Genomic DNA, 23,556 nt, shown 5'->3' on the forward strand with positions numbered 1-23,556 from the left:
TGGTGGGAGGGATGTGCTGTTCCGAGGATCGGTTTTGCTAATGGGGCGGCAACTGGAAGCGCGCGCCCAGCCGGTAGCGGCTGCCGGGATGGACCAGCATCGCCACCGTGACGACGCGGCCCTGCACCCAGGTGCGGCGGGTCACGCGCAGGCAGGGCTCGGTGACGGGGATGTCGAGCAGGCGGGCGATCTCCGCCGTCGGCGACACCGCTTCGATGACATGCTCGACCTGCGGCGAGGACTCCAGCCGGATCAGATACTCGCCCGGCGTCTGGCGGGTGAAGTCCTGGTCGAGATAGTCGGGCGCCACCGCCGGGTTGACCCAGCGCTCCTCCAACTGGACCGGCACGTCGCTTTCGCTGTGGACGACGATGGAATGGAACAGCCTCGCCCCGACCGGCAGGTTGAAGCGGCGGGCGAGCCCGGCATCGGCGGCAACCGCGAGCAATCGCTCCACCCGGCAGGAATGGAGGTTGCCGCGCTCGGCGATCTCGTCGGCGATGCTGCGCAGTTCCACCACGTCGGTGCTGGGCGGCCGTTCGGCGACGAAGGTGCCCAGCCCCTGCACGCGGGTCAGCAGCCCCTCGTCGGTCAGGTCGCGCAGCGCGCGGTGAACCGTCATGCGGCTGACCGAGAATTCCTCCAGCAGCTTGTGCTCCGACGGGATCTGGAAGCCTTCCGGCCAGTCGCCGGAGCTGATCCGGCGGCGGATGGCCTCCTTGATCTGGGCGTAGCGCGGCTGGGCGGTGGAGATGGTGTCGCTCATGCGGCCCCCGCTTCGATCCGCGGCTTGCGGACAACGCCGCCATTCACCACCGCCATGCAGGGGTTGAGGCCGATGGCGTAGGCCAGCTCCGCCGGATGCTCGATGCGCCAGACCGCCAGATCGGCGCGCTTGCCCGGCGCGATCACGCCGCGATCATCCAGCCCCAGCGCCTTGGCCGCATGGCGGGTGATGCCGGCCAGCGCCTCCGCCGGGGTCAGGCGGAAGAAGGTGCAGCCCATCGACAGCATCAGCAGCAGCGAGGTCACCGGCGAGGTACCGGGGTTGTTGTCGGTGGACAGCGCCATCGGCACGCCATGGCGGCGCAGCAGCTCGATGGGCGGCAGCTTGGTCTCGCGCAGGGCGTAGAAGGCGCCGGGCAGCAGAACCGCCACCGTGCCGGCCTTGGCCATGGCGGCGACGCCGTCCTCATCCAGATGCTCTATGTGGTCGGCGGACAGCCCGCCGAACTCCGCCACCAGCCGGGCGCCGCCGAGGTTGCTGAGCTGTTCGGCATGCAGCTTCACCGGCAGGCCGAGCCGCTTCGCCGTCTCGAACACCCGGCGGGTCTGGGCGACGGAGAAGCCGATCCCCTCGCAGAAGGCGTCCACCGCATCGGCGAGGCCCGCTTCGGCGATGGCCGGCAGCGTCTCGGCGCAGATGCGGTCGATATAGCCGTCGGGGTCGTTCTTGAACTCCGGCGGCAGGGCGTGGGCGCCGAGATATGTGGTGCGCACCTCCACCGGGCGGACCTGGGCCAGCCGGCGGGCGACGCACAGCATGCGCGTCTCGGTTTCGCTGTCGAGGCCGTAGCCGGACTTGACCTCCACCGTCGTCACGCCTTCGGCCAGCAGGCTGTCCAGCCGCGGCAGGCTGGCGGCGAGAAGCTGGTCCTCGCTGGCGGCGCGGGTGGCGGTGACGGTGGACAGGATGCCGCCGCCGGCCCGCGCGATCTCCTCATAGCTGGCGCCGTTCAGCCGCATCTCGAATTCGCGGGCGCGGTTGCCGCCATAGACGAGGTGGGTGTGGCAATCGATCAGGCCGGGGGTCATCCAGCCGCCCTGCCCCGAATGCACCTCGGTCGCCAGCGCGTCGGGCGCATCGGTCAGGTCGGCGCGGCGGCCGACGAAGGCGATCCGGCCGTCCTTGATGCCCACCGCCGCGTCGGCGATGGCACCGTAGCCGTCATCGCCGCTCATGGTGGCAACGGACAGGTCGATCCACAGGGAATCCCACGGCGCGCTGGTCGGCATCGGTTCGGCTCCTTCCTACAAGTTCGTGCAGCAACCCTCTTGGCATCAGGTTGCCTATACTTGTATAGTGTTGTCTATAATAGCGAGGGCGCCCTCATGAGCAACCTGTTTTTTGCCTCGGCGCTGCTGCCGGACGGCTGGGCGGAGGATGTGCTGGTCACGGTGGACGGCCGGGGCCGGATCGTCTCGGCGACGCCCGGCGCCGCCTGCCCGGCCGATGCGGAGCGCTTCGCCGGGGCGGCGGTCGCCGGCATCGCCAATTTGCATTCCCACGCCCACCAGCGTGCCATCGCCGGGATGGGCGAATCCTCAGGCGAGGGGTCCGACAGCTTCTGGAGCTGGCGCGATGTGATGTACCGGGCGCTCGACCGCATGGAGCCGGAGGATTTCGAGGCGGTCGCCGCCCAACTCTATGTCGAGACGCTGAAGGCCGGCTTCACCGCCATCGCCGAATTCCATTACCTGCACCACGACCGCGACGGCAGCGCCTATGCCGACCCGGCGGAGATGAGCCACCGCGCCATCGCCGCCGCGCGGACCGCTGGTCTGCCGATCGCGCTGCTGCCGGTGCTCTACAACGCGTCGGGCTTCGGCGGCACGCCGCCGACCGCCGGGCAGCGCCGCTTCATCCATGACGGGGCAGGGTTCGACCGGCTGACCACGGCGCTTCGCCACAGCTATGGCGAAGCAGACGACGTCCAACTCGGCATCGCCCCGCATTCGCTGCGCGCCGTGCCGGATGGGTTGCTGACCGAGACCGTCGCCGCCAACCCGCAAGGCCCTATCCACATCCACATCGCCGAGCAGCGTCGGGAGGTCGAGGAGTGCGTCGCCTACCGCGGCCGCCGCCCGGTGGAGCATCTGCTCGACACCCAGCCGGTCGATGGCCGCTGGTGCCTGATCCACGCCACCCACATGACCGACGCCGAGGTGGCGGGTGTCGCCGCCAGCGGCGCCATCGCCGGGCTTTGCCTGACCACCGAGGCCAATCTCGGCGACGGCTTCTTCGCCGCCCAATCCTACATGGCCCAGGGCGGGTGCTGGGGCATCGGCTCCGACAGCCACATCTCCGTCAGCCCGGTGGAGGAACTGCGTTGGCTGGAGTACGGCGCGCGGCTGACCAGCGAACGGCGCACCGTGCTGGCCGGCGGCCCCCGCCGCTCCACCGCCCGCCGGCTGGTGGAGGACGCCCAGGCCGGCGGGGCGCAGGCGACCGGGTTCGAGGCCGGGCGCATCGCCGCCGGCCTCCGCGCCGATATCGTCGTGCTCGACACCGACCACCCGCTGCTGGCGGCACGCAAGGGCGACGCGCTGCTGGACGGCTGGATCTTCGCCGGAAACACTCCCCTCGTCCGGGACGTGCTGATCGCCGGACGCGCCGTCGTCCGCGACCGCCGCCACCCGCGCGAGGAGGAGATCGCCGACCGCTTCAAAAAGACACTTGGGAGACTTCTGGGATGAGCGAGACCATCACTCTGGTTCCGGGCGCGCTGTCGCTCGACACGCTGCGCAGCATCTACCGCGACCGTCCGGTCCTGACGCTCGACCCGGCGGCCTATCCGCGGATGGAGCGCTCGCGCGCCCTGATCGACCGCATCGCCGGCGGCGACGAGGCGGTCTACGGCGTCAACACCGGCTTCGGCAAGCTGGCCCACACCCACATCGCGGCGAGCGATCTGGAAAAGCTCCAGCGCAACCTGATCCTGTCGCATGCCACCGGCGTTGGCGCCCCGCTTGCCGATGGCGTGGTACGGCTGATCCTGGTCATCAAGGCGGTCAGCCTCGCCGTCGGCGCCTCGGGCGTCCGGCCGGCGCTTGTCGATGCGCTGCTGAAGCTCTATGAGGCCGACGTGCTGCCGGTGGTGCCGGGCAAGGGCTCCGTCGGCGCCTCGGGCGATCTGGCGCCACTGGCCCATCTGTGCGGCGTGCTGCTCGGCATCGGCCATGTCCGGGTGCAGGGCGTCACCCTGCCGGCGGAAGAGGGGCTGCGCATCGCCGGACTGCCGGTCTTCAACCTGAAGGCCAAGGAAGGGCTGGCGCTGATCAACGGCACCCAGGTCTCGACCGGTCTGGCGCTCGCCGGCCTGTTCGAGATCGAGCGCACCTTCAAGGCGGCGCTGGTTGCCGGCTCCCTGTCGGTCGAGGCAGTGATGGGCAGCCATCGTCCATTCGACGCCCGCATCAGCGCGCTGCGCGGCCAGCCCGGCCAGATCGCCGTCGCCGCCGCCTTCCGCGACATGCTGGCCGGCAGCGAGCTGAACGCCAGCCACCAGGGCCCCGACTGCCACCGGGTGCAGGACCCCTACAGCCTGCGCTGCCAACCGCAGGTGATGGGCGCCGTGCTCGACCAGATGCGGCAGGCGGCGCGCACGCTGGTGATCGAAGCGAATGGCGTCACCGACAACCCGCTGGTGCTGGTCGATACCGGCGAGGTGCTGTCCGGCGGCAACTTCCATGCGGAGCCGGTGGCGATGGCCGCCGACCAGCTCGCCATCGCCGCGTCGGAAATCGGCGCCTTGGCCGAACGCCGCATCGCCATGCTGATCGACACCACCATCAGCGGCCTGCCGCCCTTCCTGGTCGCCGAGCCGGGGCTGAACTCCGGCTTCATGATCGCCCACGTCACCGCCGCCGCGCTCGCGTCGGAGAACAAGACGCTCGCCCACCCCGCCAGCGTCGACAGCCTGCCGACCTCCGCCAACCAGGAGGACCATGTCAGCATGGCGACCTTCGCGGCACGCCGCCTTGGCGACATCGCCGGCAACGTCGCCGACATCGTCGGTATAGAGCTTTTGGCCGCGATTCAGGGGCTGGAGTTCCATCGCCCGCTGAAGACCACCGAGCGGCTGGAGCAGGCCATCGCCACCATCCGCGCCCAGGTGCCGCGTTACGAGGTCGACCGCTACTTCGCCCCGGATCTGGCCGCCATCGGTGCCCTGGTGCGCGACGGCTCGCTCGACCATCTGATGCCGGTATCCCTGGAGACCGCACAATGAGCGACACCATCTTCGATCTGGTGCAAGGCGACGGGCCGCTGGTCATCAGCATGCCCCATTGCGGCACCGACCTCTTCCCCGGTCTGGCCAAGCGGCTGACGGAGGAGGCGCTGACCCTGCGCGACACCGACTGGCACATCCCGCGCCTGTACGGCTTTGCGACGGGGATGGGCGCCACGCTGCTCAGCGCCCGCTATTCCCGCTATGTCGTCGACCTCAACCGGGCCTCGACCGGCGAGAGCCTCTATCCCGGACAGGCGACCACCGGCCTCTGCCCGGACGTGATGTTCGACGGCACGCCGCTCTATCGCGACGGCCAGGCCCCCGACGAGGCCGAGGTGGCGCAGCGGGTGCAGGGCTATTGGCACCCCTACCACGAGGCGTTGGCGGCGGAGCTGGAGCGGGTGAAGGCGCGGCACGGCTTCGCCCTGCTCTATGACGCCCATTCGATCCGCAGCCATGTGCCGCGGCTGTTCGACGGCCGTCTGCCCGACCTCAATCTGGGCACGGCGCGCGGCGCCAGCATCGATCCGCAGCTGGCCGCCCAGGTCGTCGCGGCGATGGAGAGTGCCGCCGCAGCAGAGGGTTTGACCTGCGTCACCAACGGCCGCTTCGTCGGCGGCCACATCACCCGCGCTTACGGCCAGCCGGCGAACGGCGTCCACGCCATCCAGATGGAGCTGGCGCAGGACCGCTACATGGACGAGGAGGCGCCGCCCTTCGCCTACCGTCCGGACCGCGCCGAAAAGCTGCAACGGGTGTTGACCGCGCTGCTGGACGCCTTCACCGGCTGGCGGCCGGCGCAGGGCTGATACCAGCGGACAGGCGCGCGGGGGCGGGGAACCGCCCCCGCGTCCGCCGCGTTCCTCTGCGGCGCCGGTTTTCGGCGGCGCGGCATGCAGGGGACCGGCATTGAGCGACATCATCCAACAGAACAGCGACCAGGGCGGCATCGAGAATCCGGGCGGCGGCATCGGCTATGGCGGACGCCCGGCTCCCGCGGCCCTTCAGCCGGCCCTGACCGCCGTCGACACGCTGGATGCGCAGGTCCACGACATCGTCACCTGCGATCCCGGCCCGGTCAGCAAGGCCCTGGCGACCGCGGGCCATTACGCCATAAAGCGGCATGTGCTAATCCCCAGCTTCGCCATTGCCGGCATCGTCGGCCTGATGACCGGGCAGCCGGATCTGCGCCGCGCCGGCAGCGTCGGCGTCCTCGGGCTGGTGGCGACGGCGACGGCCAGCCGCTCGATCAAACGCTACGTCAAGCGCCGCCGCCCCGACGAATGCGAGCCGCGGCAACGGCCAGGCAAGCGGATCAGCGCCCGTTCGCTGCCGTCCGGCCATGCGGGAAGCGCCTTCGCCGCCGCGACCGCGCTCGCCACGGTCAGCCGGTCGCCAGCACAAAGTCTGATGATTTACGGCGCCGCCGCGGCGATGGCCAGCGGCCGGGTGGTGAAGCACCGCCATTGGGCGTCCGACGTGGTGGCCGGCGCGTTGCTGGGGACCGCGATCACTCTGCTGGCACGGCGGATCCTGCCGCGCTGAGCAGCTATTTCTTCGGCAGCGGCAGGCTGGCCTGTTCGGCCTTGGCCGGATCGGCCAGCCGCTTGGCGCGCTTGTTGCGCATTTCCGCCACCTCGCCCGCCTTCAACGGCACGAAGCCGTCAGGCCGCATGGCGTTGCCTACGATCTGCTTGAGCAGGTCGATGTTGGTGATCTGCACCCGGCGGCCGCGGCGGACCTGATCGAGGAACTTTTGCGACGGGGTCAGCACATAGTCGATGGCGTCGATGCGCTTGCCGACCTTGGTGTATTCCTTGTCGGCGATGTCAAGAATCCCCTCGTCCACCAGGGCGTCGACGGCGGAGGTCACCACGCGCAAGGTGTCGCGGCGGCGCGACCACTCGTTCATGCCGCTGTTCTTGATGATCTCGTCGGCGCTGATCGACACCGGCTTCGCCTCGTCGTCGGCGGTGTCGTACTCAATGGACAGGCGGTTGTAGAGCCAGCGCGACACCGGCGACTTCAGCTTCATCAGCCAAGCGTAAGAGACCGGCTTGAACTCCAGGTCGCGAATGGCGGCGGAGACCAGCGGGTTGAACTCCAGATAGGTCTCCTCGACCCCGCCGTCCTCATCGACCAGATCGGGGCGCGAGCGGATCGCCAGCACCGGGAAGGCGGTCGATTCCAGCAGGTTCTGGCCGCGGCTCTTCTTGCCCGGCTCGGCACTGCCGCCGGTGGAGATGATGATGCGCGACCGCGCCAGGATGGTCAGGGATTCGCGGATGTCCTGGATCGACAGGGTGTGGTTGACCGCCCGCAGCTCCCGCTGGATCTCGTAGAGGCTGAAGCGCATCTGCACCTTGTCGCGGTTCTCACCGGTCAGCGACAGGCGCGAGCGGTCCATGGCGAGGCGGCGGACGACCTGCTCCACCACCTGTTCGCGCTCCGACGGGAAGATCTCGACTTCGACCAGATCCGGACCGGCACCGGGGGCGCGGTCGTCCCTCTTGGCGGTGCTGAGCCGGTCGATACGGGCGGGCTGGACGGTCAGGCGGTAATTGCGGCCGCGGAAGGCGAACTCGCGCCGCACCGACTTGATGAAGTTGTCCTTGGTGACCAGCTCGCCCTTGTCCTTGGCGGTCTTTTCCTTGTCGTTGTCGCGGGAGACGAAGACGAAGCGCGGCGCCAGATCGTAGAGCGCGATCAGGTGCGATTGCGAACGGTCTTCCAGCTCGAACAGGATGAGCTGTGCGGCGCTGGTCGGGGCCATCTTGGTCATGAACGTCTCCGGGTGTCGGGAACAACCATGGCGCGGCGGACCCGCCGGTGCAACAGAACGCAGTGAGTTTACCGCATCCGGGATGGAGCGACAGCCCGCGGATATGGTGCCGCACCCCGCGATGATGGAGCAACGGCCCGCGGTCATGGAGCGATAGCCCGCGATTGCCACCCGGACGCGGCATCGCCGGAGCCGAACTCCGCGAGCCCTTGAAGAATCGGGGAGAATCGGCCCCGCCGGCCGGGAATCGCGGCGAGGCGAACCGCGGGCTGCCGCTCCATAGGGGGCGGAGGCGGATCGCTTCAGCGCCGGATTGCCCGCGATTCGCACCATCCTCATGACATCGGCAACCAATCGCGGGCTGTTGCTCCAAGATCGCGGCCCGCGTTCCGGCGGCAATCGCGGGCAATGGCTCCACATCCGCGGCCAAAGGCGCCAGGATCCCGATTCGGCGCGGCATCGCCGGCCAATCGCGGGCCGATGCTCCATGGTCGCGGGCAGGGGCTTTACGGTCGCGGGCTGTCGCTGACCATCTGCGGGCTGCGGCTCCATGGAGTGCGAGCCCGCGATTCGACTCTTCCGCCGACCGCTTCGAATCCTCTGCGCCAATCGCGACGGCCGATCATCCGGCCAATCTTGCGCCAATCTCGCGTCCAGGGCGCGGAGGAGTATCGCCACAGATGACAAACCGCACTGCAAGCCCGAATCGCCCCGGGCAAACCCATACCGGGCAGAACCGCTGGGGCCGGATCCCGGCCTGGTGGCTCGACCATCCCGATCTCGACGCCGACGGCCTCGCCGTGCTGGCGGCGCTCAGCACCTACGCCGACGAGGCGGGGGTGTGCTGGCCGTCGCAGGCGACGCTGGCAGACAAGCTGAAACGCAGCCGGCCGACCGTCAACCGGATCCTGGGCCGGCTGGAGGCGCTTGGGCTGGTCGGCATCGAACACCGCCGCTCGGCCAATGGCGGGCGTCTCAGCTGCCGCTACCGGCTGGTGCTGATCTCCTCGAACGGGACGCCGGACGGTGCAGGGGTGGACATCCCCGCTGACTCATCCGCGGACTCCCCCTGTTCAGCGACGAGTCATGAACAGCCTAAACCAGAACAGATTCCTGACATGCTCCACCGGCGTGCGGACGAGGGGACATCGTTCAGCTCTGCCGCCAGTGCCGAACCGGTTGCCCCCGATTGGGCGCCTCCCCCGGCCGACCGGGAATGGGCGGCGGAGCGCTTTCCCGACATCGACGTCGACCGCCATGCCGAGCGCTTCGTCCAGCAATGCCAAGCTCATGGCTACCGCTACCGCGATCCGGCCGCGGCATGGCGGTCCTGGCTGCTCCAGGATGCCGGCCGTATGGCGCAACAGCCCGCGGCAAGCCTCCGCGCACTGAGCAGCCACGGACCAAACGCACGAGCAGGACGACCGACGTCCCGCACCGCCGCTTCCGGGTCGAGTTCCGCAGCCGCCAACGCCGAGCAGCGCCTGTCGGCCTGGGCCAGCGTTGCCGCCCGTCTGAACAACACGCCGCCCAACACAGCGTCGAACACACCCGCCAACCCCTGGGGGATCGCATGAGCAACCTGCACCAGTTCCCCACCACCACCTCCTCCTCTGCCGCCGCACCGCCCGGCCTGCCGCTGCCCTTCGACCCGGCAATGGCGCCGGCCCTGCGCAGCCGCATGCTGCGCGACGCCCTGCCGGAACCTTTGCAGCGCCTTCTCGACCGCGGACAGGTCGGACGCCACAGCCGCTTCACCGAAGACGGCTTCGCCGATGTCGTGGAGGATTGGACACCACCGGACGGCGTGACGCCGCGCCATGCCGCATTGGCCCGCCGCGCCCTGTCGGAGATCGCCGACACCATCCTGGCACCGGCATCGGCCAACCATCTGCTGGGGCGGGTGCTGGCTCTGCTGAGCCATTTTCCGGCAAAGGCGACGAGCCCGGAGGTGGAGCAATTGCTCGCGATGGATTGGGCCGACGATCTGGGCGAGTTCCCGGCCTGGGCCATCGACCAAGCGGCTCGCCGGTGGCGGCGCACCCGCAAATGGCGGCCGAGCATCGCCGAGATCCGCGCTCTGTGCGAGGAGGCCTGCGCCGAGGAAAATTCCCTTGCCGACCGGTTGCGCGCCATTGCCATGGCAGGCGAGCGGGCCGGGGACAGCGGCAACCCGACCGGCGCGGTGCGTCCGGTGCTGGCGTCGGCCATGCGCCGTATGCGATGATGAGATGGTTTTCTGTCTTAGATCGCCAATCTGTGGCAGGGGCGACACCCTGTCCGGTCGCTGCGAAGCTAAGACATGTCTTAGATTTGCGTCATGGCCGGGCTTTGGTAAAAGGGGCCGACAGCCGATGGCGATAAGGGGCACGGGAATGAGCAACGACACGGGGCACGTGCCGGTGAAACGCTTGCTGGTCAATGGCCCGAAGGGCGGGATCGGCAAGACGACCCTCAGCCGCAACATCGCGGTGGCGGCAGCGCTCGACGGCTGCGCGGTGGCGACGCTCGACCTCGATCCGCAGCGCAGCCTGACCAAGTGGTTCGCCAAGCGTCCGGACGGCATGGCGTCCATCACTCATTTCGAGGCGGGCATGACGCCGCTCGACATCCGGGCGGCGCTCGACGGCATCGCGGGCTTCGACCTGCTGGTGATCGACACGCCGCCGTCCATCGAGGACCATCCGGAGGAGTTCAAGCTGCTGGCGCTGTCGTCCGACCTGATCGTCGTGCCGACCGGCCAGAGCGACGACGATCTGGACTCCGTCCGGCCCTGGATGCGCTTCGTCCGCCGCTACGGCAAGAACGCCGCCTTCGTCATGAACCGCGTCAAGCCGCGCACCCGCGGCTTCACCGAGGCGCAGCGCAAGCTGCTGGGCGACGGCCGGATCTGCCCGGTCGAGGTTCCCGACTACGAGGACATCCAGTTCACCGCCGGCCGCGGGCTCGGTCTGCTGGAACTGAAGGGGGGCAAGGGGGCCGAGCATGTCGCCGGCGTCTGGGCCTTCGTCCGCCACGAACTGGAGCTGGCGCAATGAGCGGGTTCAAACAGGTTTCTAAGGCCCAGGCCCGTCGTCACATCGCGGTGGACGAGCGGATCGAGCGCATGTCGGAGGCAACGGTCGACCTCGTCCGGCGCGAGGAGTTCGTCCAGGAGATCTCCACCCTCTGGCGCAGTGCGCAGGAGAAGTTCCTGCTGATCGGCCGCTATCTGGTCCAGGCGCGGGCGCGGCTGCCGCATGGCGAGTTCCAGGCGATGGTCGAGAACGAGCTGCCCTTCGGCTATCAGGTCGCCTACCAGCTGCGCATGGTGGCGGAGGCGGTGGACAGCGGACGCCTGCCGGGGCCGAAGCTGCCGCCGAGCTACGCCACCGTCTACCAGCTCGCCACCCTGACCAGCGAGCAGCTGCGTTTGGCCGACCAGAGCAACCTGATCCGCCCCGACGTCACCCGGCCGGAAATCGTCCGGTTCAAGCGCGACCTGCGCAACCGTGCCATCGACCATGTCAGCCGCCGCGAGGCGCTGGAGGCCGAGCGTGGCCGGCTGCGGGAACGGCTGGCCGTCATCGAGGTTGAACTGGCGGCACTGGACGGCCGGGACTGACGGATCGGCGACGGTACGGCGTGCGATGATCCGAAACGGGGATGAGTGAGGCATGCTGGACCTGAAGTCGCTGGAGACCTTCATCTGGACGATGCGGCTCGGCGGGTTCCGCCGGGCGGCGGAGCGGCTGAACACCACCCAGCCCGCCATCTCCGCCCGCATCGCCCAGCTTCAGGACGAGCTGGGCGTCGTCCTGTTCGACCGCGTCGGCCGGCGGGTGGCGCCGACGCCGCAGGCGATGGTGCTGCTGACCTACGCCGAGAAGATGATGGCGCTCAGGTCGGAGCTGCTTACCGCGGTGGCTGACCGCAGCGCCATCCGCGGCGTCATCCGGCTGGGCGTGGCGGAGACGGTGGTCCACACCTGGCTCAGCCAGCTGATCGAACGGCTGAATGCCCTCTACCCCGCGGTGTCGCTGGAGATCGAGGTCGAAACCTCCCCCAGCATGCGCGATGCGCTCGCCCGGCACGAGCTGGACGTGGCGGTGATGCTGGCCTCCTACACCGACGTGCGGTTCCGGGCGGTCCCGGTCGGCAGTTATCCGCTTGGCTGGGTGGTCAGCCCGTCTCTGCCCCTGCCGGAGGAGCCGGTGTCGCTGCGCGATCTGGCGGCTTGGCCGATCATCACCTTTTCCCGCACCACCCAGCCCTATGGCGTGATCCGCGAGATGTTCTCCTCCGTCGGTTTGCAGGTGCGGATGTTCGGCAACAGCTCGCTCGCCAGCGTCGTCCGCATGGCGGTGGATGCGGTGGGCGTCAGCGTCATCCCGACGGTAATCGTCCAGCGGGAGTTGGCGGAGGGCCGGCTTCGCCTGATCCGCTCGCAGGCGCCCCTGCCCGGAATGACCTTCTGTGCCGCCCATTCCGCCACGGCGGAGAACCACATGGCGTCGGTGGTCGCCGATCTCGCCGCCGCGGTGGCTGCCGAATACGAAGCTGCCACCGGCAACGAGGCGCCCCGCGTGGCGGGGTAAGACCGAGCATATCAGCAGACGATTGATCGTCTCCGCTTATCAATCCAGATCAAAACTTACGATTGGACGGACCCAAGACTGTTCGTGGCATCATCCTGTTCAGAAGGCGCAAACGACCAGCCGCAAAGGCAGGCGCCGCAAGCCACCAAGGCACTGAACAGAGGAGATTTCACGATGCGGTTCGCGGCAGCGATCACCGACCCCACCCGCATGTCCACGGGCAATGCTCCCACCCGCCGTCAGACGATCAAGCGCATGCTTGCCGCGGCGGCCCTGCTGACGACGACCGCACTGACCGGCATCGGCTTCGGCGCCGCTCCGGCCCATGCCGATGATGAAATCCGCATCGGCGTGATCTATCCGCTGACCGGTGCCGCCGCCTCCACCGGCGTCGAACTGAAGGCCGCCGCCGAACTGGCCGCCGCCATCGTCAACAAGGAAATCCCCGCTCCGCCGGGTCTGGTTGCCGGCATCGGCCTGCCGAACCTGAAGGGAGCCAAGATCAAGCTGATCTTCGGCGACCACCAGGGCAACCCGCAGGTCGGCGCCACCGAGGCCGAGCGGCTGATCACCAGCGAGAAGGTCGTGGCGCTGACCGGCGCCTATTTCTCCAACGTCACCGCCACCGCCAGCCAGGTCGCCGAACGCTACGGTGTGCCCTTCCTCAACGGCGAGTCCTCCTCGGCTTCACTGACCCAGCGCAAGTTCAAATGGTTCTTCCGCACCACGCCGCATGACGACCTGTTCGTCGGCAACTTCTTCACCTTCCTCGGCGACATGGAGAAGAAGACCGGCGACAAGCTGCGCAACATCGCGCTGTTCAACGAGAACACGCTGTGGGGCAACGAGACGACCAAGCTTCAGGTGAAGCTGTCGGAGGAGCAGAAGTTCACCATCGCCGAGAAGATCCTCTACCCGGCGAAGACGACGCAGATGACGTCGGAGGTGCAGCGCATCAAGGCCGCCGCCCCGGCGGTCATCATGCAGTCCAGCTACCTCGGCGACGCCATCCTGTCGATGAAGACCTACAAGGAGCTGGGCTTCCTGCCGAAGATGCTGCTGGCCAACGACGCCGGCTTCAACGACAGCGAGTTCTTGAAGACCATGGGCAAGGATGGCGAGTTCGTCATCAGCCGCGAGGTCTGGGCGCTCGATCAGGCCGAGCGCAACCCACTGATCAAGCAGGTCAACGAGCTGATGCAGAAGCGCTCTGGCGTGAACTTCAACGGCAACTCGGCCCGCGCCTTTACCGGCATCGCCGTGCTGGCCGACGCGCTGGACCGTGCCGGCTCGACCAAGCCCGACGCGATCCGCGAGGCGCTCCAGAAGACCGACATCCCGGCCAGCGGCCTGATCATGCCTTGGAAGGGCGTCAAGTTCGACGCCAGCGGCCAGAACGAGTTGGGCACCGGCATCATCGTCCAGGTCCAGGGCGGCCAGTATGTGACGGTGTGGCCGTTCGACGTGGCGACCAAGCCGGTCGTCTACCCGATGCCGGCCTGGGACGGCCGCTGACCACCGCTTCTTTCATCGGGCTGCTGCTTACCCTTTCCTTTCCCGGAAAAGGGGGAGCCCGTCGCGTCGCGACGGGTAGGGCTACGGAGATGTTCAGTCGGTTCCGCGCTTCGATCCACGATGCATCTCCCGCCCGGCGCCATCGGCGCCACCCTTTCCGGGATGGGAAAGGGTTTTTTCCCGCACAGTTCCTCCGGCCCACCCTGACCGCAAAAGGGGTGCTGCAATGACCGCAGACATTCTTTTCCAAGTGCTCGTCTCGGGCCTGCTGATCGGGCTGATCTACGCCCTGGTCGCGGTCGGCCTGACGCTGATCTTCGGTGTGATGGACATCGTCAATTTCGCCCATGGCGAATTCCTGATGCTGGGCATGTATGCCAGCTTCTGGGCCTTCGCCCTCTTCGCCATCGACCCCATCGTGGCGCTTCCCCTGACGGCGTTGCTGCTGTTCGCGGTCGGCGTCATCGTCTACCAGACGGTGATCCGCCGCATCCTGAAGGCGCCGATGCTGTCGCAGATCTTCGCGACCTTCGGCCTGATGATCCTGCTGCGCGGTCTGGCCCAGTTCTTCTGGAAGCCCGACCACCGGTTGATCCCGCACAGCCTCGTCAGCGGCAACGTCGCCTTCGGTCCCGTGCAGTTCGGCCTGCCGCAGTTCGTCGCCGCCCTGGGTGCCGTCGGCGTCACCGGCGCCCTGTGGATGTTCCTCCACCGCACCCGCCTCGGCACCGCGCTGGAAGCCACCGCCATCGACCGTGAGGCGGCCACCCTGATGGGCATCGACGGCCAGAAGATGTTCGCGCTCGCCTGGGGCATCGGCGCCGCCTGCGCCGGGCTGGCCGGCGGGCTGATCGCCACCTTCTTCCCGATCTTCCCGGAGGTGGGGTCGAACTTCATCCTGATCGCCTTCGTGGTGGTCGTGCTGGGCGGCTTCGGCAGCGTCACCGGCGCCTTCCTGGCGGGCATCATCGTCGGCTTGATCGAGGTGCTGGGCGGCTTCCTGGTCGGCCCGGAATACAAGACCGCCATCGTGCTGTCGCTGCTGCTGATCGTGCTGCTGGTGCGTCCGCGCGGCCTGCTGGGGAAAGCCTGATGACGACCGGAACCAACGTTTCCCGTAAGATGGCCGGCACCGCCGCCCTGCTGGCGCTCGCCGCCGTCCTGCCGCTGGCGATCACCGAACCGTCGCAGCAGAATTTCCTGATCCTGATCCTGATGGGCGCCCAGATGGGCGTGGCCTGGAACATCGTCGGCGGCTATGCCGGACAGGTCTCGCTCGGCCATGCGGTGTTCTACGGCATCGGCGCCTACACCTCGACCATGCTGCTGCTGACGCTGGGGCTGACGCCCTGGATCGGTGCCTTGGCCGGCGGGCTGGTGGCGGCGGCCTTCGCCCTTGCCATGGGCTGGCCCTGCTTCCGGCTGAAGGGGCATTATTTCGCCATGGCGACCATCGCGGTGGCGGAGATCATGCAGATCCTGGTCACCAACAGCGACGCCCTCGAAGGGGCCGTCGGCCTCTATTTGCCGATGGACCAGAGCGGCTGGGGCGTGCTGATCTTCCTGTCGAAGCTGCCCTACTACTACGTCATCCTCGGCCTGCTGGTGCTGACGGTGCTGGTGTCCTGGGCCATCGAGCGCAGCCACATCGGCTATTATTTCCGCGCCATCAAGGACGAGCCGGAAGCGGCCCGCGCGCTCGGCGTCAGCCTGACCCGCTACAAGCTGATCGCCCTGACGGTGTCGGCCTTCCTGACGGCGATGGGCGGTAGCTTCTACGCCCAGAAGGAGATGTTCATCGATCCGGGTTCGGTGTTCGCCACGACGATCTCGATCAAGATCGCGCTGATCGCCATCCTCGGCGGCGTCGGCCGGCTGATGGGACCGGTGCTGGGTGCCGTCATCCTCATCACCATCGAGGAATACAGCCGCACCCTGTTCGGCAGCACCGGGTCCGGCACCGACATGATCATCTACGCCGCCATGATCATCCTCGTCGCCGTGTTCAGCCCATCCGGCGTGCTGGGCCTGCTGGGTGACCTGCGGCGCCATCTGCCCGGCGCCAAGCCGGCCGAGGTCAAGACCAGCGCCAAGGAGGCCCGCCCGTGAACACCGCCCCCCTGCTTGCCGTGGACGGCCTGGGCAAGGCCTTCGACGGTCTGGTCGCCAACCGCGACATCAGCTTCATCGTCCATCACGGCGAGATCATCGGGCTGATCGGTCCGAACGGCGCCGGCAAGACCACCCTGTTCAACTGCCTTGCCGGCTTCCACACCCCGACCACCGGCCGCATCGCCTTCGAAGGGCAGGACATCACCGGCTCGACGCCGGAAGCGGCGGCGGCGCTCGGCATCGCCCGCACCTTCCAGATCGTCCGCGTCTTCCAGTCGATGACGGCGTTGGAGAACGTCATGGTCGGCGCCATGCTGCGCAACAAGCGGGTGGCCGAGGCGCGCGAGCGGGCGGAGGACGAGCTGGCCTTCGTCGGCCTGTCGCACCGGGCGGACACCCCGGCGTCGGACCTGACGGTGTCGGAGCAGAAGCGGCTGGAGGTCGCCCGTGCGCTCGCCACCGAACCGAAGCTGATCCTGCTGGACGAGGTGATGGCCGGCCTCAACCCGACCGAGGTGCGCGAGGCCTCTGCCCTGGTCCACCGCATCCACCAGCGCGGGATCGCCAGCATCATCGTCGAACATGTGATGGAGGGCATCATGCCCATCGCCCACCGGATGCTCGTTCTCGATTACGGTGCCAAGATCGCCGACGGCACGCCGGCCGAGATCGCCGAGAACCCGGCGGTCATCGCCGCCTATCTGGGGGAGTGAGACGATGCTCCAACCAACGCTGTCCGAACCGGTCCGCCCCGTCGCCGTCGCCCCTGCGGGCGAGACGATGCTGCAGGTCCGCAACATCCAGTCCAGCTACCGCCGCGTTCCGGCCATCCGCGACATCAGCCTGACCCTGAAGCGGGGCGAGATCGTCGCGCTGGTCGGCGGCAACGGCAACGGCAAGTCCACCACGCTGCGTGCCGTCGCCGGGCTGAACGCGCTCGACGGCGGGTCGATCCTGCTGAAGGGCCAGGACATCTCGTCCGTCCCCGCCCACGAGCGGGTGAAGCGCGGGCTGGTGCTGGTGCCGGAAGGCCGCCGCCTGTTCCCGCGCCTGACGGTGGAACAGAACCTGATGCTCGGCGGCTTCACCACCAGCGATGCGGCGAAACGCGAGCAAACGCTCCAATTCGCCTACGATACCTTCACCGTGCTCGGCGAACGCCGCCGCCAGCAGGCCGGCACGCTGTCGGGCGGTGAGCAGCAGATGCTGGCGATGTGCCGCGGCCTGATGAGCCAGCCCGACCTCCTGATGCTGGACGAACCGTCCTGGGGCGTCGCGCCCAAGCTGGTCACCCGCATCTTCGAGACCATCCAACTGATCCGCCAGCGCGGCATCACCGTGCTGCTGGTCGAACAGAACGTCCACCGCGCGCTGGAGATCGCCGACCGCGGCTATGTCATCCAGACCGGCCGCGTCGTGATGGAAGGCAGCGGTCAGGACCTGCTGGGCAACGACGAGGTGCGGCAGGCGTATCTTGGCATGTGAGAGAGCTTAGTCCATTGCCGGACCTCTGCTCCTTCTCCCCCCTGGGGAGAAGGTTGGGATGAGGGGGTTCGGCAAAGCCGAAGAGCTCCACGCAATGCATCCCCCTCACCCTGACCCTCTCCCCGGGGGGGAGAGGGAACAACCAAAACCCCGGACCATCCCCATGACCAGACCCTTCCTCACCGCCGCCGCCGAACGCCTGCGCATCCGCAGCGGCGCCAACAGCGGCCAGACCGCCGGCCTCGCCCCCGGCCATGTCCAGGCCAACCTCGCCATCCTGCCGGCGGACTGGGCCGGAGACTTCCTGCGCTTCTGCCAGGCCAACCCGCGGCCCTGTCCGCTGCTGGCGGTGTCGGAGGTCGGCGACCCGCGCCTGCCGACGCTCGGCCATGACATCGACATCCGCACCGACGTGCCGCGCTACCGCGTCTATCGCGACGGCGTGCTCTCCGCCGAGCCGACCGACATCGGCGACCTGTGGCAGGACGATTTCGTCGCCTTCCTGATCGGCTGTTCCTTCTCCTTCGAGGAGGCCCTGCTGGCCGACGGGCTGCCGGTGCGCCACATCGCGATGAACCGCAATGTGCCGATGTATGAGACCAGCATCCCCTGCACCCCGGCCGGCCGCTTCGGCGGCACCATGGTGGTGTCGATGCGGCCGATGGTGCCGAAGGACGCCATCCGCGCCATCCAGATCACCTCGCGCTTCCCGTCGGTACACGGTGCGCCAGTGCATTTCGGCGATCCGGCCGCCATCGGCATCCGTGACGTCGCCCAGCCGGAACATGGCGAGGCGGTTCCCATCGAGCCCGGCGAGGTGCCGGTCTTCTGGGCCTGCGGGGTGACGCCACAGGTCGCGATCCGCAACGCCCGTCCGCCCATCGCTATCAGCCACAGCCCCGGCGCGATGCTGATCACCGACCTGCTGAACACGCACCTGTCGGTGCTCTGACCGCTCCTTTTCCCCGCTTCATCCCCTGCGATACCGGCCGCCGCGCGGGCATTCCGCCTCGCGCGGACACGGTGGAGGCTTGCCCGATGCCAACCCCGTCTTCCATTCGCCTGCTCTCTTCCACCGTTCTCCTGCTCACCGCCGTTGCGGCCCCGGCCTCGGCCGACCAACTGCGCATGGTGGCGCTCAGCTTCCCGCCGCTGATCTATGACGACGGCGGCAAGCCGGCCGGCATCGCCTACGACATCGTGACCGAGGCGATGAAGGCCGCCGGCCATAGCGTGACGGTGGAGATCATGCCCTGGGCCCGCGCGCTCGACACCGTGCGCGAGGGCGGCGCCGATGCCGTCTTCACCGCCTACAAGACGCCGGAGCGCGAGCAGTTCCTGAACTACTCCACTCAGGTGCTGGTGCCGCAGGTGGTCTCGCTGTTCGTTGCGAAGGACAGCGCCGTCAGCTTCGACGGTGACCTCTCCAAGCTGGCCGACCGCAAGTTCGGCGTGGTCAACCAGATCAGCTACGGCTCCATCGTCGATGACGCGATCAAGACCGGCGTGCTGCCGGCGGTGGAGAAATCCAACGACAGCGACAGCAACGTCAAGAAACTGGTCTCCGGCCGTTTCGAGGTGATGCCCAGCAACCGCTACGTCGCGCAGTATTTCCTGAAGCAGGCCGGCGCCCTGGACAAGGTCAAGGAGCTGACACCGGCAGTGCAGGACATCCCCAGCTACATCGCCTTCACCAAGGCGCGCGACACCGCAAAGCTGCGCGACGAGTTCGACGCCGGGGTCACGGCGATGAAGGCCAGCGGCGCCTATCAGCAGATCCTGGACAAATACGCCCGCTGACCGGCGAGCCTTCCCCTTCGACCAGCTTTCGAGAAGCCGCCATGAGCGTGACCACCCCGGTCCCGGCCCCCGTTCTGCGGGCGGCCGGGGACAGTGCCCTGATCGTCGAGTTGGGCGACGGCATCGCCCCGGATCTGAATGCCGCCGTCCACCGGCTCGACCGCCGCATCGCCGACGCCCAACTGCCGGGCATCGTCGAGACGGTGCCGACATACCGCTCGATCCTCGTGCAGTTCGACCCGGCGGTAACGGCGGCGGAACCGCTGGGACAGGCCCTGCTCGGGTTGGCAACCGAGCTGACGCAAGCGCCGGCGGAGCCGCAGCTGCGCTGGATCGTGCCGGTCTGTTTCGGTGGTGCCCATGGCGAGGATCTGGACGAGGTGGCCCGCCGCTCCGGCCTTGGCACGGAGGAGGTGGTGCGGCTGCACTGCACCGCCGACTACCGGGTCTACATGCTGGGCTTCTCTCCCGGCTTCGCCTATCTCGGCGGCCTGCCGGAGATGCTGCACCAGCCCCGGCGCGAGAACCCGCGCATGGTCACCCCGGCCGGCAGCGTCATGCAGGGCGGGGCGCAGGCGGCGATCTCCCCCATCGCCATGCCCAGCGGCTGGCACCTATTGGGCCGCACCCCGGCCCGAACGTTCGATCTCAAAAGGGAGCCGCCCTTCCTGCTGGCCCCCGGCGACCGCATCCGCTTCACCGCGATCAGTGCGGCCGAATATGACCGGCTGGAGGGGATGAGCGGTTACCTGCCCGACTGCGAAACAGTAACGCCCTCCGTCGCCCTGATGCAGGGAGCCGCTGCATGACAACCCATCTGCGCGTCGCGGCAGCCGGTCCCAGCTCCACCATTCAGGATCGCGGCCGGGTTGGCTATCAGCGCTATGGCGTCTCGGTCGCCGGGGCGGCCGACCCCCTGCTGCATGCCGCCGCCAACGCCCTGGTCGGCAACCGGCCGGGGGAGGGGGCGGTGGAGTTCACCCTGGCCGGCGACAGCGTGACGGTCGAGGGCGGGCCGGTGCGCATCGCCGTCGCCGCCGATGCCGACCTCACGGTGGACGGCGATCCGGTGCCGGGCTGGACCAGCCTATGCCTGACCGACGGCCAGACCCTGCGCATCGGCGCCTTGCGCAGCGGCATGCGCGGCTATTGGGCGGTGGAGGGCGGCTTCGCGCTCCAGCCGGTGCTGGGCAGCGTCGCCACCCACATACGCAGCCGTATGGGCGGGCTGGACGGCTGCGCGCTGAAGGCCGGCGACCGGCTGCCGCTGGCCCTCGACCAGGCGGCGGATAGGGGGGAGCGCTGCCTCGACCCCTCCCTGCTGCCGGCACGCGGCGGGCGGCTGCGCGTGATGCTCGGACCGCAGCAGGACTATTTCACCGCCGCCGGGATCGAAGCCTTCCTGGAGGAGGACTACGCCCTCAGCCACGAGGCCGACCGCATGGGCTGCCGGCTGGACGGCCCGGTGATCGAACATTCCCGCGGCTTCAACATCACGTCGGACGGCATCCCGCTGGGGGCCGTGCAGGTGCCGGGCACCGGGCGGCCCATTGTGCTGCTGGCCGACCGCCAGACCACCGGCGGCTATCCCAAGATCGCCTGCGTCGTCAGGCCGGACGTCGCGGCTCTGGCGCAGATGCGGCCCGGCGAGCGGTTGCGCTTCGCCGCCGTCGACGCGGCGGAGGCCGGGCGCATCCAGGCCCGCCATCGCGAGCTGGTGGACGGCCTGCCGGCGCTGCTGCAATCGGCCGGCGGCTTCGCCCTCTACGATAGCGGCCGGCTGCTCGGCTTCAACCTGATCGGCGGCGCCGTCACCGGCTGGGACTGACCTTTCGCTTTCCAACGCCCCAACACCCACAATGGAGTGGACCTGATGCTGCAGCGTGTGGGCCGTACCCTTGCCATGCGTGTCGTCGTTCCCATCGCCCTGATGGTCACGGTCATCAGCGCGACCGGCATAGCCGCCGTCGTCACCGTCAACCGCGAGGATGCCCGCAGCGCACTGGAGGACAAGGCCGCCGTCACCGTCCGCGTCATCGCCGGCGGGCTGGCCGAGCCGCTGTGGAACGTCGATGCCGAATCCGCCGCGGCACAACTCGCCGCGCTGACCAACGATCCCGACTATCTCGGCAGCCGGGTGCTCGATCCCAAGGGGCAGGTGTTCGCCAAGAGCGGCGACGTGTCTGACGGCGATCCGTCGGTGCTGGTCCGCCATGCCGACATCCTGCGCAAGGCCGGCACCCGGATGGAGAAGCTCGGCACCGTGGAAATCCACCTGTCGCCCCGCCGAGCCGAACGGCAGGCGGCGGACCGGGGGTGGCTGCTGGCCGGCGGCGGGCTGGCGGCGCTGGTGGCGCTGTGCGGCGTGCTGTTCCTGATGGTGCGCGGCGCCACCCGACCCATCGTCCGCCTGACCGGCGTGATGACCCGGCTGGCCGCCGGCGAGCGCGCGGTCGATGTGCCCTCGCTCGACCGCCGGGACGAGATCGGCCGCATGGCCGCAGCCGTGCAGGTCTTCAAGGAACAGGGTGCTGCCAAGCAGCGGCTGGAGGCCGAACAGGTCGAACTGCGCCGGCAGGCCGAGGCTGAGCGCCATGCCGCCATCGCCGCGGTTGCCGACGATTTCGAACGGCGCGTCGGCAGCACGCTGGGCGAGGTGATGCGCACCACCGACGGCATGGGGCTCGCCACCCGCAGCCTTGCCGGAGTGGCGGAGCACAATGGGCAGGTCAGCCGGCAGGCCGCCGGCAATGCCGCGACGGTCAACGCCTCGGTCGACGGCATGGCCGCCGCGGTGGACGAGCTTGTCGCCTCCATCCGCGAGATCTCGGCCCAGGCCCAGCATTCGCAGTCCATCGCCGACGAGGCATCGCGCCGCGCCGGCCGTGCCACCGATCAGGTGGCCGGGCTGGTCCAGGCGTCGGACCGGGTGTCGGCGGTGGTGACGCTGATCCACGCCATCGCCAAGCAGACCAATTTGCTGGCCTTGAACGCCACCATCGAGGCGGCCCGCGCCGGCGAGGCGGGGAAAGGCTTCGCCGTGGTGGCCGGCGAGGTGAAGGCGCTGGCGACCCAGACCGCCAAGGCGACCGAGGACATCGAGACGCAGATCCGCGCCATCCAGGGCTCCACCGGTTCCGCCGCCGAGGAGATCGTCGAGATCGCCCGCGTGGTGGAAAGCCTCAGCCAGATCAGCGCCTCCATCGCCGCGGCGGTGGAGGAGCAGAACGCCGCGACGGCGGAGATCGGCCGCGGCGTCAGCGAGGCCGCCCAGGGCGTGCGCGCCCTGCTGGGCGACGTCAACGCCACCTCCGAAGTGGCCGGACAGACCGGCGACGCGTCTGCACAGCTCGACACCGCCGCCGGCATGCTGACCGACCAGATGGGGGCGATGCGCAGCGAGGTTGCCGGCTTCATCCATTCCCTGCGACAGTCGGATGCGGCGTGAAAACGCCGGGGCCTTCTGACGATTGAACGAGCGAGAAACGCCATGCCGAGCATCGATCTGAACTGCGACATGGGGGAAGGGTACGGCGCCTGGACCATGGGCGACGACCGGGCGATGCTGGACATCGTCACCTCCGCCAACATCGCCTGCGGCTTCCATGCCGGCGATCCCACCATCATGGCCGATACAGCCAAGCTGGCGGGAGAGAAGGGGGTGCGCATCGGCGCCCATCCCGGTTTCGAGGACCGCTCCGGCTTCGGCCGCCGCGTCATGCGCGGCATCACGACGACTGAGGTCGAACGGCTGGTGGCCTATCAGGTCGGCGCGCTCCAGGCCTGTGCCGCGCTGTCGGGCCGTCGTGTGACCCATGTGAAGCCGCACGGTGCCCTCTACAACATGGCGGCGGTGGAGCCGGATCTGGCCGGCGCCATCGCCCGTGCCGTCAAGGCGGTCGACCCCGCCCTGCTGTTCGTCGTCCCGCCGCTGAGCGCCATGGAGCGTGCGGGGCAGGATCTGGGCCTGCGCGTGGCGCGCGAGGCCTTCGCCGACCGCACCTATGAGGATGACGGCACCCTGACCCCGCGCTCGGTGGCCGGATCGGTGATCCACGACCCGGAACTGGCGGCGGCCCGAGTGGTGCGGATGGTGCTGGACGGGGCGGTGGAGAGCCGGCACGGCACCCGGCTGCCCATCGTTGCCGACACCATCTGCGTGCATGGCGACACACCGACCGCGGTCGCCATGGCGGCGACGGTCCGCCGCGCGCTGGAGGCGGCGGGCGTCGTGGTGGCGGCGGTGGTCTAGCGTCGAGCGCGGTGTCGG

General features: G+C 68.9%; 23 protein-coding genes. 20 read left to right on the forward strand and 3 right to left on the reverse strand.

Translation table 11 applies throughout. The annotated features are described in order from the left end of the window. Nucleotides 1-37: 37 nt before the first annotated feature. Both hutC and hutI read right to left on the reverse strand, forming a co-directional pair. The gene (gene hutC / locus ABNQ39_RS18145; protein ID WP_376962357.1) at nucleotides 38-766 is read right to left on the reverse strand and encodes a histidine utilization repressor; all 729 of its coding nucleotides are present in this window, start codon (nucleotides 764-766) and stop codon (nucleotides 38-40) included. Then, on the reverse strand, nucleotides 763-2,016 hold the full coding sequence (hutI, locus tag ABNQ39_RS18150) for an imidazolonepropionase (protein WP_376962359.1): 1,254 nt from the start codon (nucleotides 2,014-2,016) through the stop codon (nucleotides 763-765). Before hutI ends, hutC begins: the two co-directional genes overlap by 4 nt. Before the next feature lie 96 nt (nucleotides 2,017-2,112). Between hutI and ABNQ39_RS18155 the strand changes: the two genes are divergently transcribed. The 4 genes from ABNQ39_RS18155 to ABNQ39_RS18170 all read left to right on the forward strand — a co-directional run bounded on the left by ABNQ39_RS18155 (nucleotide 2,113) and on the right by ABNQ39_RS18170 (nucleotide 6,560). Next, nucleotides 2,113-3,477, forward strand: a complete 1,365-nt coding sequence (locus tag ABNQ39_RS18155) for a formimidoylglutamate deiminase (RefSeq protein ID WP_376962361.1) — start codon at nucleotides 2,113-2,115, stop codon at nucleotides 3,475-3,477. After that, entirely contained in the window at nucleotides 3,474-5,012 is a 1,539-nt protein-coding gene (gene hutH, locus ABNQ39_RS18160; RefSeq protein ID WP_376962363.1) for a histidine ammonia-lyase, read from the forward strand. The genes ABNQ39_RS18155 and hutH overlap by 4 nt, the downstream gene beginning before the upstream one ends. Beyond that, nucleotides 5,009-5,824, forward strand: a complete 816-nt coding sequence (gene hutG, locus ABNQ39_RS18165; RefSeq protein WP_376962365.1) for an N-formylglutamate deformylase — start codon at nucleotides 5,009-5,011, stop codon at nucleotides 5,822-5,824. Before hutH ends, hutG begins: the two co-directional genes overlap by 4 nt. A 100-nt stretch (nucleotides 5,825-5,924) precedes the next feature. After that, nucleotides 5,925-6,560 carry a phosphatase PAP2 family protein gene (locus ABNQ39_RS18170; protein WP_376962367.1) on the forward strand — a complete coding sequence of 212 codons (636 nt, stop codon included), beginning with the start codon at nucleotides 5,925-5,927 and terminating at the stop codon, nucleotides 6,558-6,560. Nucleotides 6,561-6,564: 4 nt separating this feature from the next. On the opposite strand, the gene ABNQ39_RS18175 is transcribed toward ABNQ39_RS18170, so the two are convergent. Then, nucleotides 6,565-7,797, reverse strand: coding sequence for a plasmid replication protein (locus ABNQ39_RS18175; RefSeq protein ID WP_098738088.1), 1,233 nt, complete (start codon nucleotides 7,795-7,797; stop codon nucleotides 6,565-6,567). A 680-nt stretch (nucleotides 7,798-8,477) separates the two neighbouring features. On the opposite strand from ABNQ39_RS18175, the gene ABNQ39_RS18180 reads away from it, so the two are divergent. The 16 genes from ABNQ39_RS18180 to ABNQ39_RS18255 all read left to right on the forward strand — a co-directional run bounded on the left by ABNQ39_RS18180 (nucleotide 8,478) and on the right by ABNQ39_RS18255 (nucleotide 23,538). Continuing rightward, nucleotides 8,478-9,374, forward strand: coding sequence for a helix-turn-helix domain-containing protein (locus tag ABNQ39_RS18180; protein WP_376962369.1), 897 nt, complete (start codon nucleotides 8,478-8,480; stop codon nucleotides 9,372-9,374). Beyond that, on the forward strand, nucleotides 9,371-10,024 hold the full coding sequence (locus tag ABNQ39_RS18185) for a hypothetical protein (protein ID WP_376962371.1): 654 nt from the start codon (nucleotides 9,371-9,373) through the stop codon (nucleotides 10,022-10,024). Before ABNQ39_RS18180 ends, ABNQ39_RS18185 begins: the two co-directional genes overlap by 4 nt. Before the next feature lie 148 nt (nucleotides 10,025-10,172). Then, nucleotides 10,173-10,835: a ParA family protein gene (locus tag ABNQ39_RS18190; protein WP_098738091.1), complete on the forward strand. Its 663-nt coding sequence runs from the start codon at nucleotides 10,173-10,175 to the stop codon at nucleotides 10,833-10,835. Further along, a complete protein-coding gene (locus tag ABNQ39_RS18195; RefSeq protein WP_376962373.1) occupies nucleotides 10,832-11,401 on the forward strand; it encodes a hypothetical protein in 570 nt (189 codons plus the stop codon). Before ABNQ39_RS18190 ends, ABNQ39_RS18195 begins: the two co-directional genes overlap by 4 nt. 52 nt (nucleotides 11,402-11,453) lie before the next feature. Continuing rightward, nucleotides 11,454-12,374 carry a LysR family transcriptional regulator gene (locus tag ABNQ39_RS18200; protein ID WP_376962375.1) on the forward strand — a complete coding sequence of 307 codons (921 nt, stop codon included), beginning with the start codon at nucleotides 11,454-11,456 and terminating at the stop codon, nucleotides 12,372-12,374. Nucleotides 12,375-12,548: 174 nt separating this feature from the next. Next, on the forward strand, nucleotides 12,549-13,889 hold the full coding sequence (locus ABNQ39_RS18205) for an ABC transporter substrate-binding protein (RefSeq protein ID WP_376962377.1): 1,341 nt from the start codon (nucleotides 12,549-12,551) through the stop codon (nucleotides 13,887-13,889). 226 nt (nucleotides 13,890-14,115) lie between these two features. Then, nucleotides 14,116-14,982, forward strand: coding sequence for a branched-chain amino acid ABC transporter permease (locus ABNQ39_RS18210; RefSeq protein ID WP_109049546.1), 867 nt, complete (start codon nucleotides 14,116-14,118; stop codon nucleotides 14,980-14,982). Further along, nucleotides 14,982-15,998 carry a branched-chain amino acid ABC transporter permease gene (locus ABNQ39_RS18215; protein WP_376962379.1) on the forward strand — a complete coding sequence of 339 codons (1,017 nt, stop codon included), beginning with the start codon at nucleotides 14,982-14,984 and terminating at the stop codon, nucleotides 15,996-15,998. Before ABNQ39_RS18210 ends, ABNQ39_RS18215 begins: the two co-directional genes overlap by 1 nt. Next, nucleotides 15,995-16,714, forward strand: a complete 720-nt coding sequence (locus tag ABNQ39_RS18220) for an ABC transporter ATP-binding protein (RefSeq protein WP_193548444.1) — start codon at nucleotides 15,995-15,997, stop codon at nucleotides 16,712-16,714. The genes ABNQ39_RS18215 and ABNQ39_RS18220 overlap by 4 nt, the downstream gene beginning before the upstream one ends. A gap of 4 nt (nucleotides 16,715-16,718) precedes the next feature. Beyond that, on the forward strand, nucleotides 16,719-17,486 hold the full coding sequence (locus tag ABNQ39_RS18225; protein WP_428846414.1) for an ABC transporter ATP-binding protein: 768 nt from the start codon (nucleotides 16,719-16,721) through the stop codon (nucleotides 17,484-17,486). A 163-nt stretch (nucleotides 17,487-17,649) separates the two neighbouring features. Next, complete coding sequence (locus ABNQ39_RS18230) at nucleotides 17,650-18,438, forward strand: putative hydro-lyase (RefSeq protein ID WP_376962381.1); 789 nt, start codon at nucleotides 17,650-17,652, stop codon at nucleotides 18,436-18,438. 86 nt (nucleotides 18,439-18,524) lie between these two features. Continuing rightward, entirely contained in the window at nucleotides 18,525-19,286 is a 762-nt protein-coding gene (locus ABNQ39_RS18235; protein ID WP_376962383.1) for a substrate-binding periplasmic protein, read from the forward strand. A 41-nt stretch (nucleotides 19,287-19,327) separates the two neighbouring features. Then, nucleotides 19,328-20,095, forward strand: coding sequence for a 5-oxoprolinase subunit PxpB (gene pxpB, locus ABNQ39_RS18240; RefSeq protein WP_376962385.1), 768 nt, complete (start codon nucleotides 19,328-19,330; stop codon nucleotides 20,093-20,095). Beyond that, nucleotides 20,092-21,114 carry a biotin-dependent carboxyltransferase family protein gene (locus ABNQ39_RS18245; protein WP_376962387.1) on the forward strand — a complete coding sequence of 341 codons (1,023 nt, stop codon included), beginning with the start codon at nucleotides 20,092-20,094 and terminating at the stop codon, nucleotides 21,112-21,114. Before pxpB ends, ABNQ39_RS18245 begins: the two co-directional genes overlap by 4 nt. 45 nt (nucleotides 21,115-21,159) lie before the next feature. Further along, nucleotides 21,160-22,734, forward strand: coding sequence for a methyl-accepting chemotaxis protein (locus ABNQ39_RS18250; RefSeq protein ID WP_376962389.1), 1,575 nt, complete (start codon nucleotides 21,160-21,162; stop codon nucleotides 22,732-22,734). Between the two features lie 42 nt (nucleotides 22,735-22,776). Beyond that, nucleotides 22,777-23,538, forward strand: a complete 762-nt coding sequence (locus tag ABNQ39_RS18255; RefSeq protein WP_376962391.1) for a 5-oxoprolinase subunit PxpA — start codon at nucleotides 22,777-22,779, stop codon at nucleotides 23,536-23,538. Nucleotides 23,539-23,556: the final 18 nt, after the last annotated feature.

It is taken from the genome of Azospirillum sp. A26 (genome assembly GCF_042604635.1).
Classification (GTDB): Bacteria; Pseudomonadota; Alphaproteobacteria; order Azospirillales; family Azospirillaceae; genus Azospirillum; species Azospirillum palustre.

Coding starts and splice junctions, on each gene's coding strand:
- hutC (WP_376962357.1), bottom strand. CDS start 766: ATGAGCGACACCATCTCCACCGCCCAGCCGCGCTACGCCCAGATCAAG.
- hutI (WP_376962359.1), bottom strand. CDS start 2,016: ATGCCGACCAGCGCGCCGTGGGATTCCCTGTGGATCGACCTGTCCGTT.
- ABNQ39_RS18155 (WP_376962361.1), top strand. CDS start 2,113: ATGAGCAACCTGTTTTTTGCCTCGGCGCTGCTGCCGGACGGCTGGGCG.
- hutH (WP_376962363.1), top strand. CDS start 3,474: ATGAGCGAGACCATCACTCTGGTTCCGGGCGCGCTGTCGCTCGACACG.
- hutG (WP_376962365.1), top strand. CDS start 5,009: ATGAGCGACACCATCTTCGATCTGGTGCAAGGCGACGGGCCGCTGGTC.
- ABNQ39_RS18175 (WP_098738088.1), bottom strand. CDS start 7,797: ATGACCAAGATGGCCCCGACCAGCGCCGCACAGCTCATCCTGTTCGAG.
- ABNQ39_RS18180 (WP_376962369.1), top strand. CDS start 8,478: ATGACAAACCGCACTGCAAGCCCGAATCGCCCCGGGCAAACCCATACC.
- ABNQ39_RS18185 (WP_376962371.1), top strand. CDS start 9,371: ATGAGCAACCTGCACCAGTTCCCCACCACCACCTCCTCCTCTGCCGCC.
- ABNQ39_RS18190 (WP_098738091.1), top strand. CDS start 10,173: ATGAGCAACGACACGGGGCACGTGCCGGTGAAACGCTTGCTGGTCAAT.
- ABNQ39_RS18195 (WP_376962373.1), top strand. CDS start 10,832: ATGAGCGGGTTCAAACAGGTTTCTAAGGCCCAGGCCCGTCGTCACATC.
- ABNQ39_RS18200 (WP_376962375.1), top strand. CDS start 11,454: ATGCTGGACCTGAAGTCGCTGGAGACCTTCATCTGGACGATGCGGCTC.
- ABNQ39_RS18205 (WP_376962377.1), top strand. CDS start 12,549: ATGCGGTTCGCGGCAGCGATCACCGACCCCACCCGCATGTCCACGGGC.
- ABNQ39_RS18210 (WP_109049546.1), top strand. CDS start 14,116: ATGACCGCAGACATTCTTTTCCAAGTGCTCGTCTCGGGCCTGCTGATC.
- ABNQ39_RS18215 (WP_376962379.1), top strand. CDS start 14,982: ATGACGACCGGAACCAACGTTTCCCGTAAGATGGCCGGCACCGCCGCC.
- ABNQ39_RS18225 (WP_428846414.1), top strand. CDS start 16,719: ATGCTCCAACCAACGCTGTCCGAACCGGTCCGCCCCGTCGCCGTCGCC.
- ABNQ39_RS18230 (WP_376962381.1), top strand. CDS start 17,650: ATGACCAGACCCTTCCTCACCGCCGCCGCCGAACGCCTGCGCATCCGC.
- ABNQ39_RS18235 (WP_376962383.1), top strand. CDS start 18,525: ATGCCAACCCCGTCTTCCATTCGCCTGCTCTCTTCCACCGTTCTCCTG.
- pxpB (WP_376962385.1), top strand. CDS start 19,328: ATGAGCGTGACCACCCCGGTCCCGGCCCCCGTTCTGCGGGCGGCCGGG.
- ABNQ39_RS18245 (WP_376962387.1), top strand. CDS start 20,092: ATGACAACCCATCTGCGCGTCGCGGCAGCCGGTCCCAGCTCCACCATT.
- ABNQ39_RS18250 (WP_376962389.1), top strand. CDS start 21,160: ATGCTGCAGCGTGTGGGCCGTACCCTTGCCATGCGTGTCGTCGTTCCC.
- ABNQ39_RS18255 (WP_376962391.1), top strand. CDS start 22,777: ATGCCGAGCATCGATCTGAACTGCGACATGGGGGAAGGGTACGGCGCC.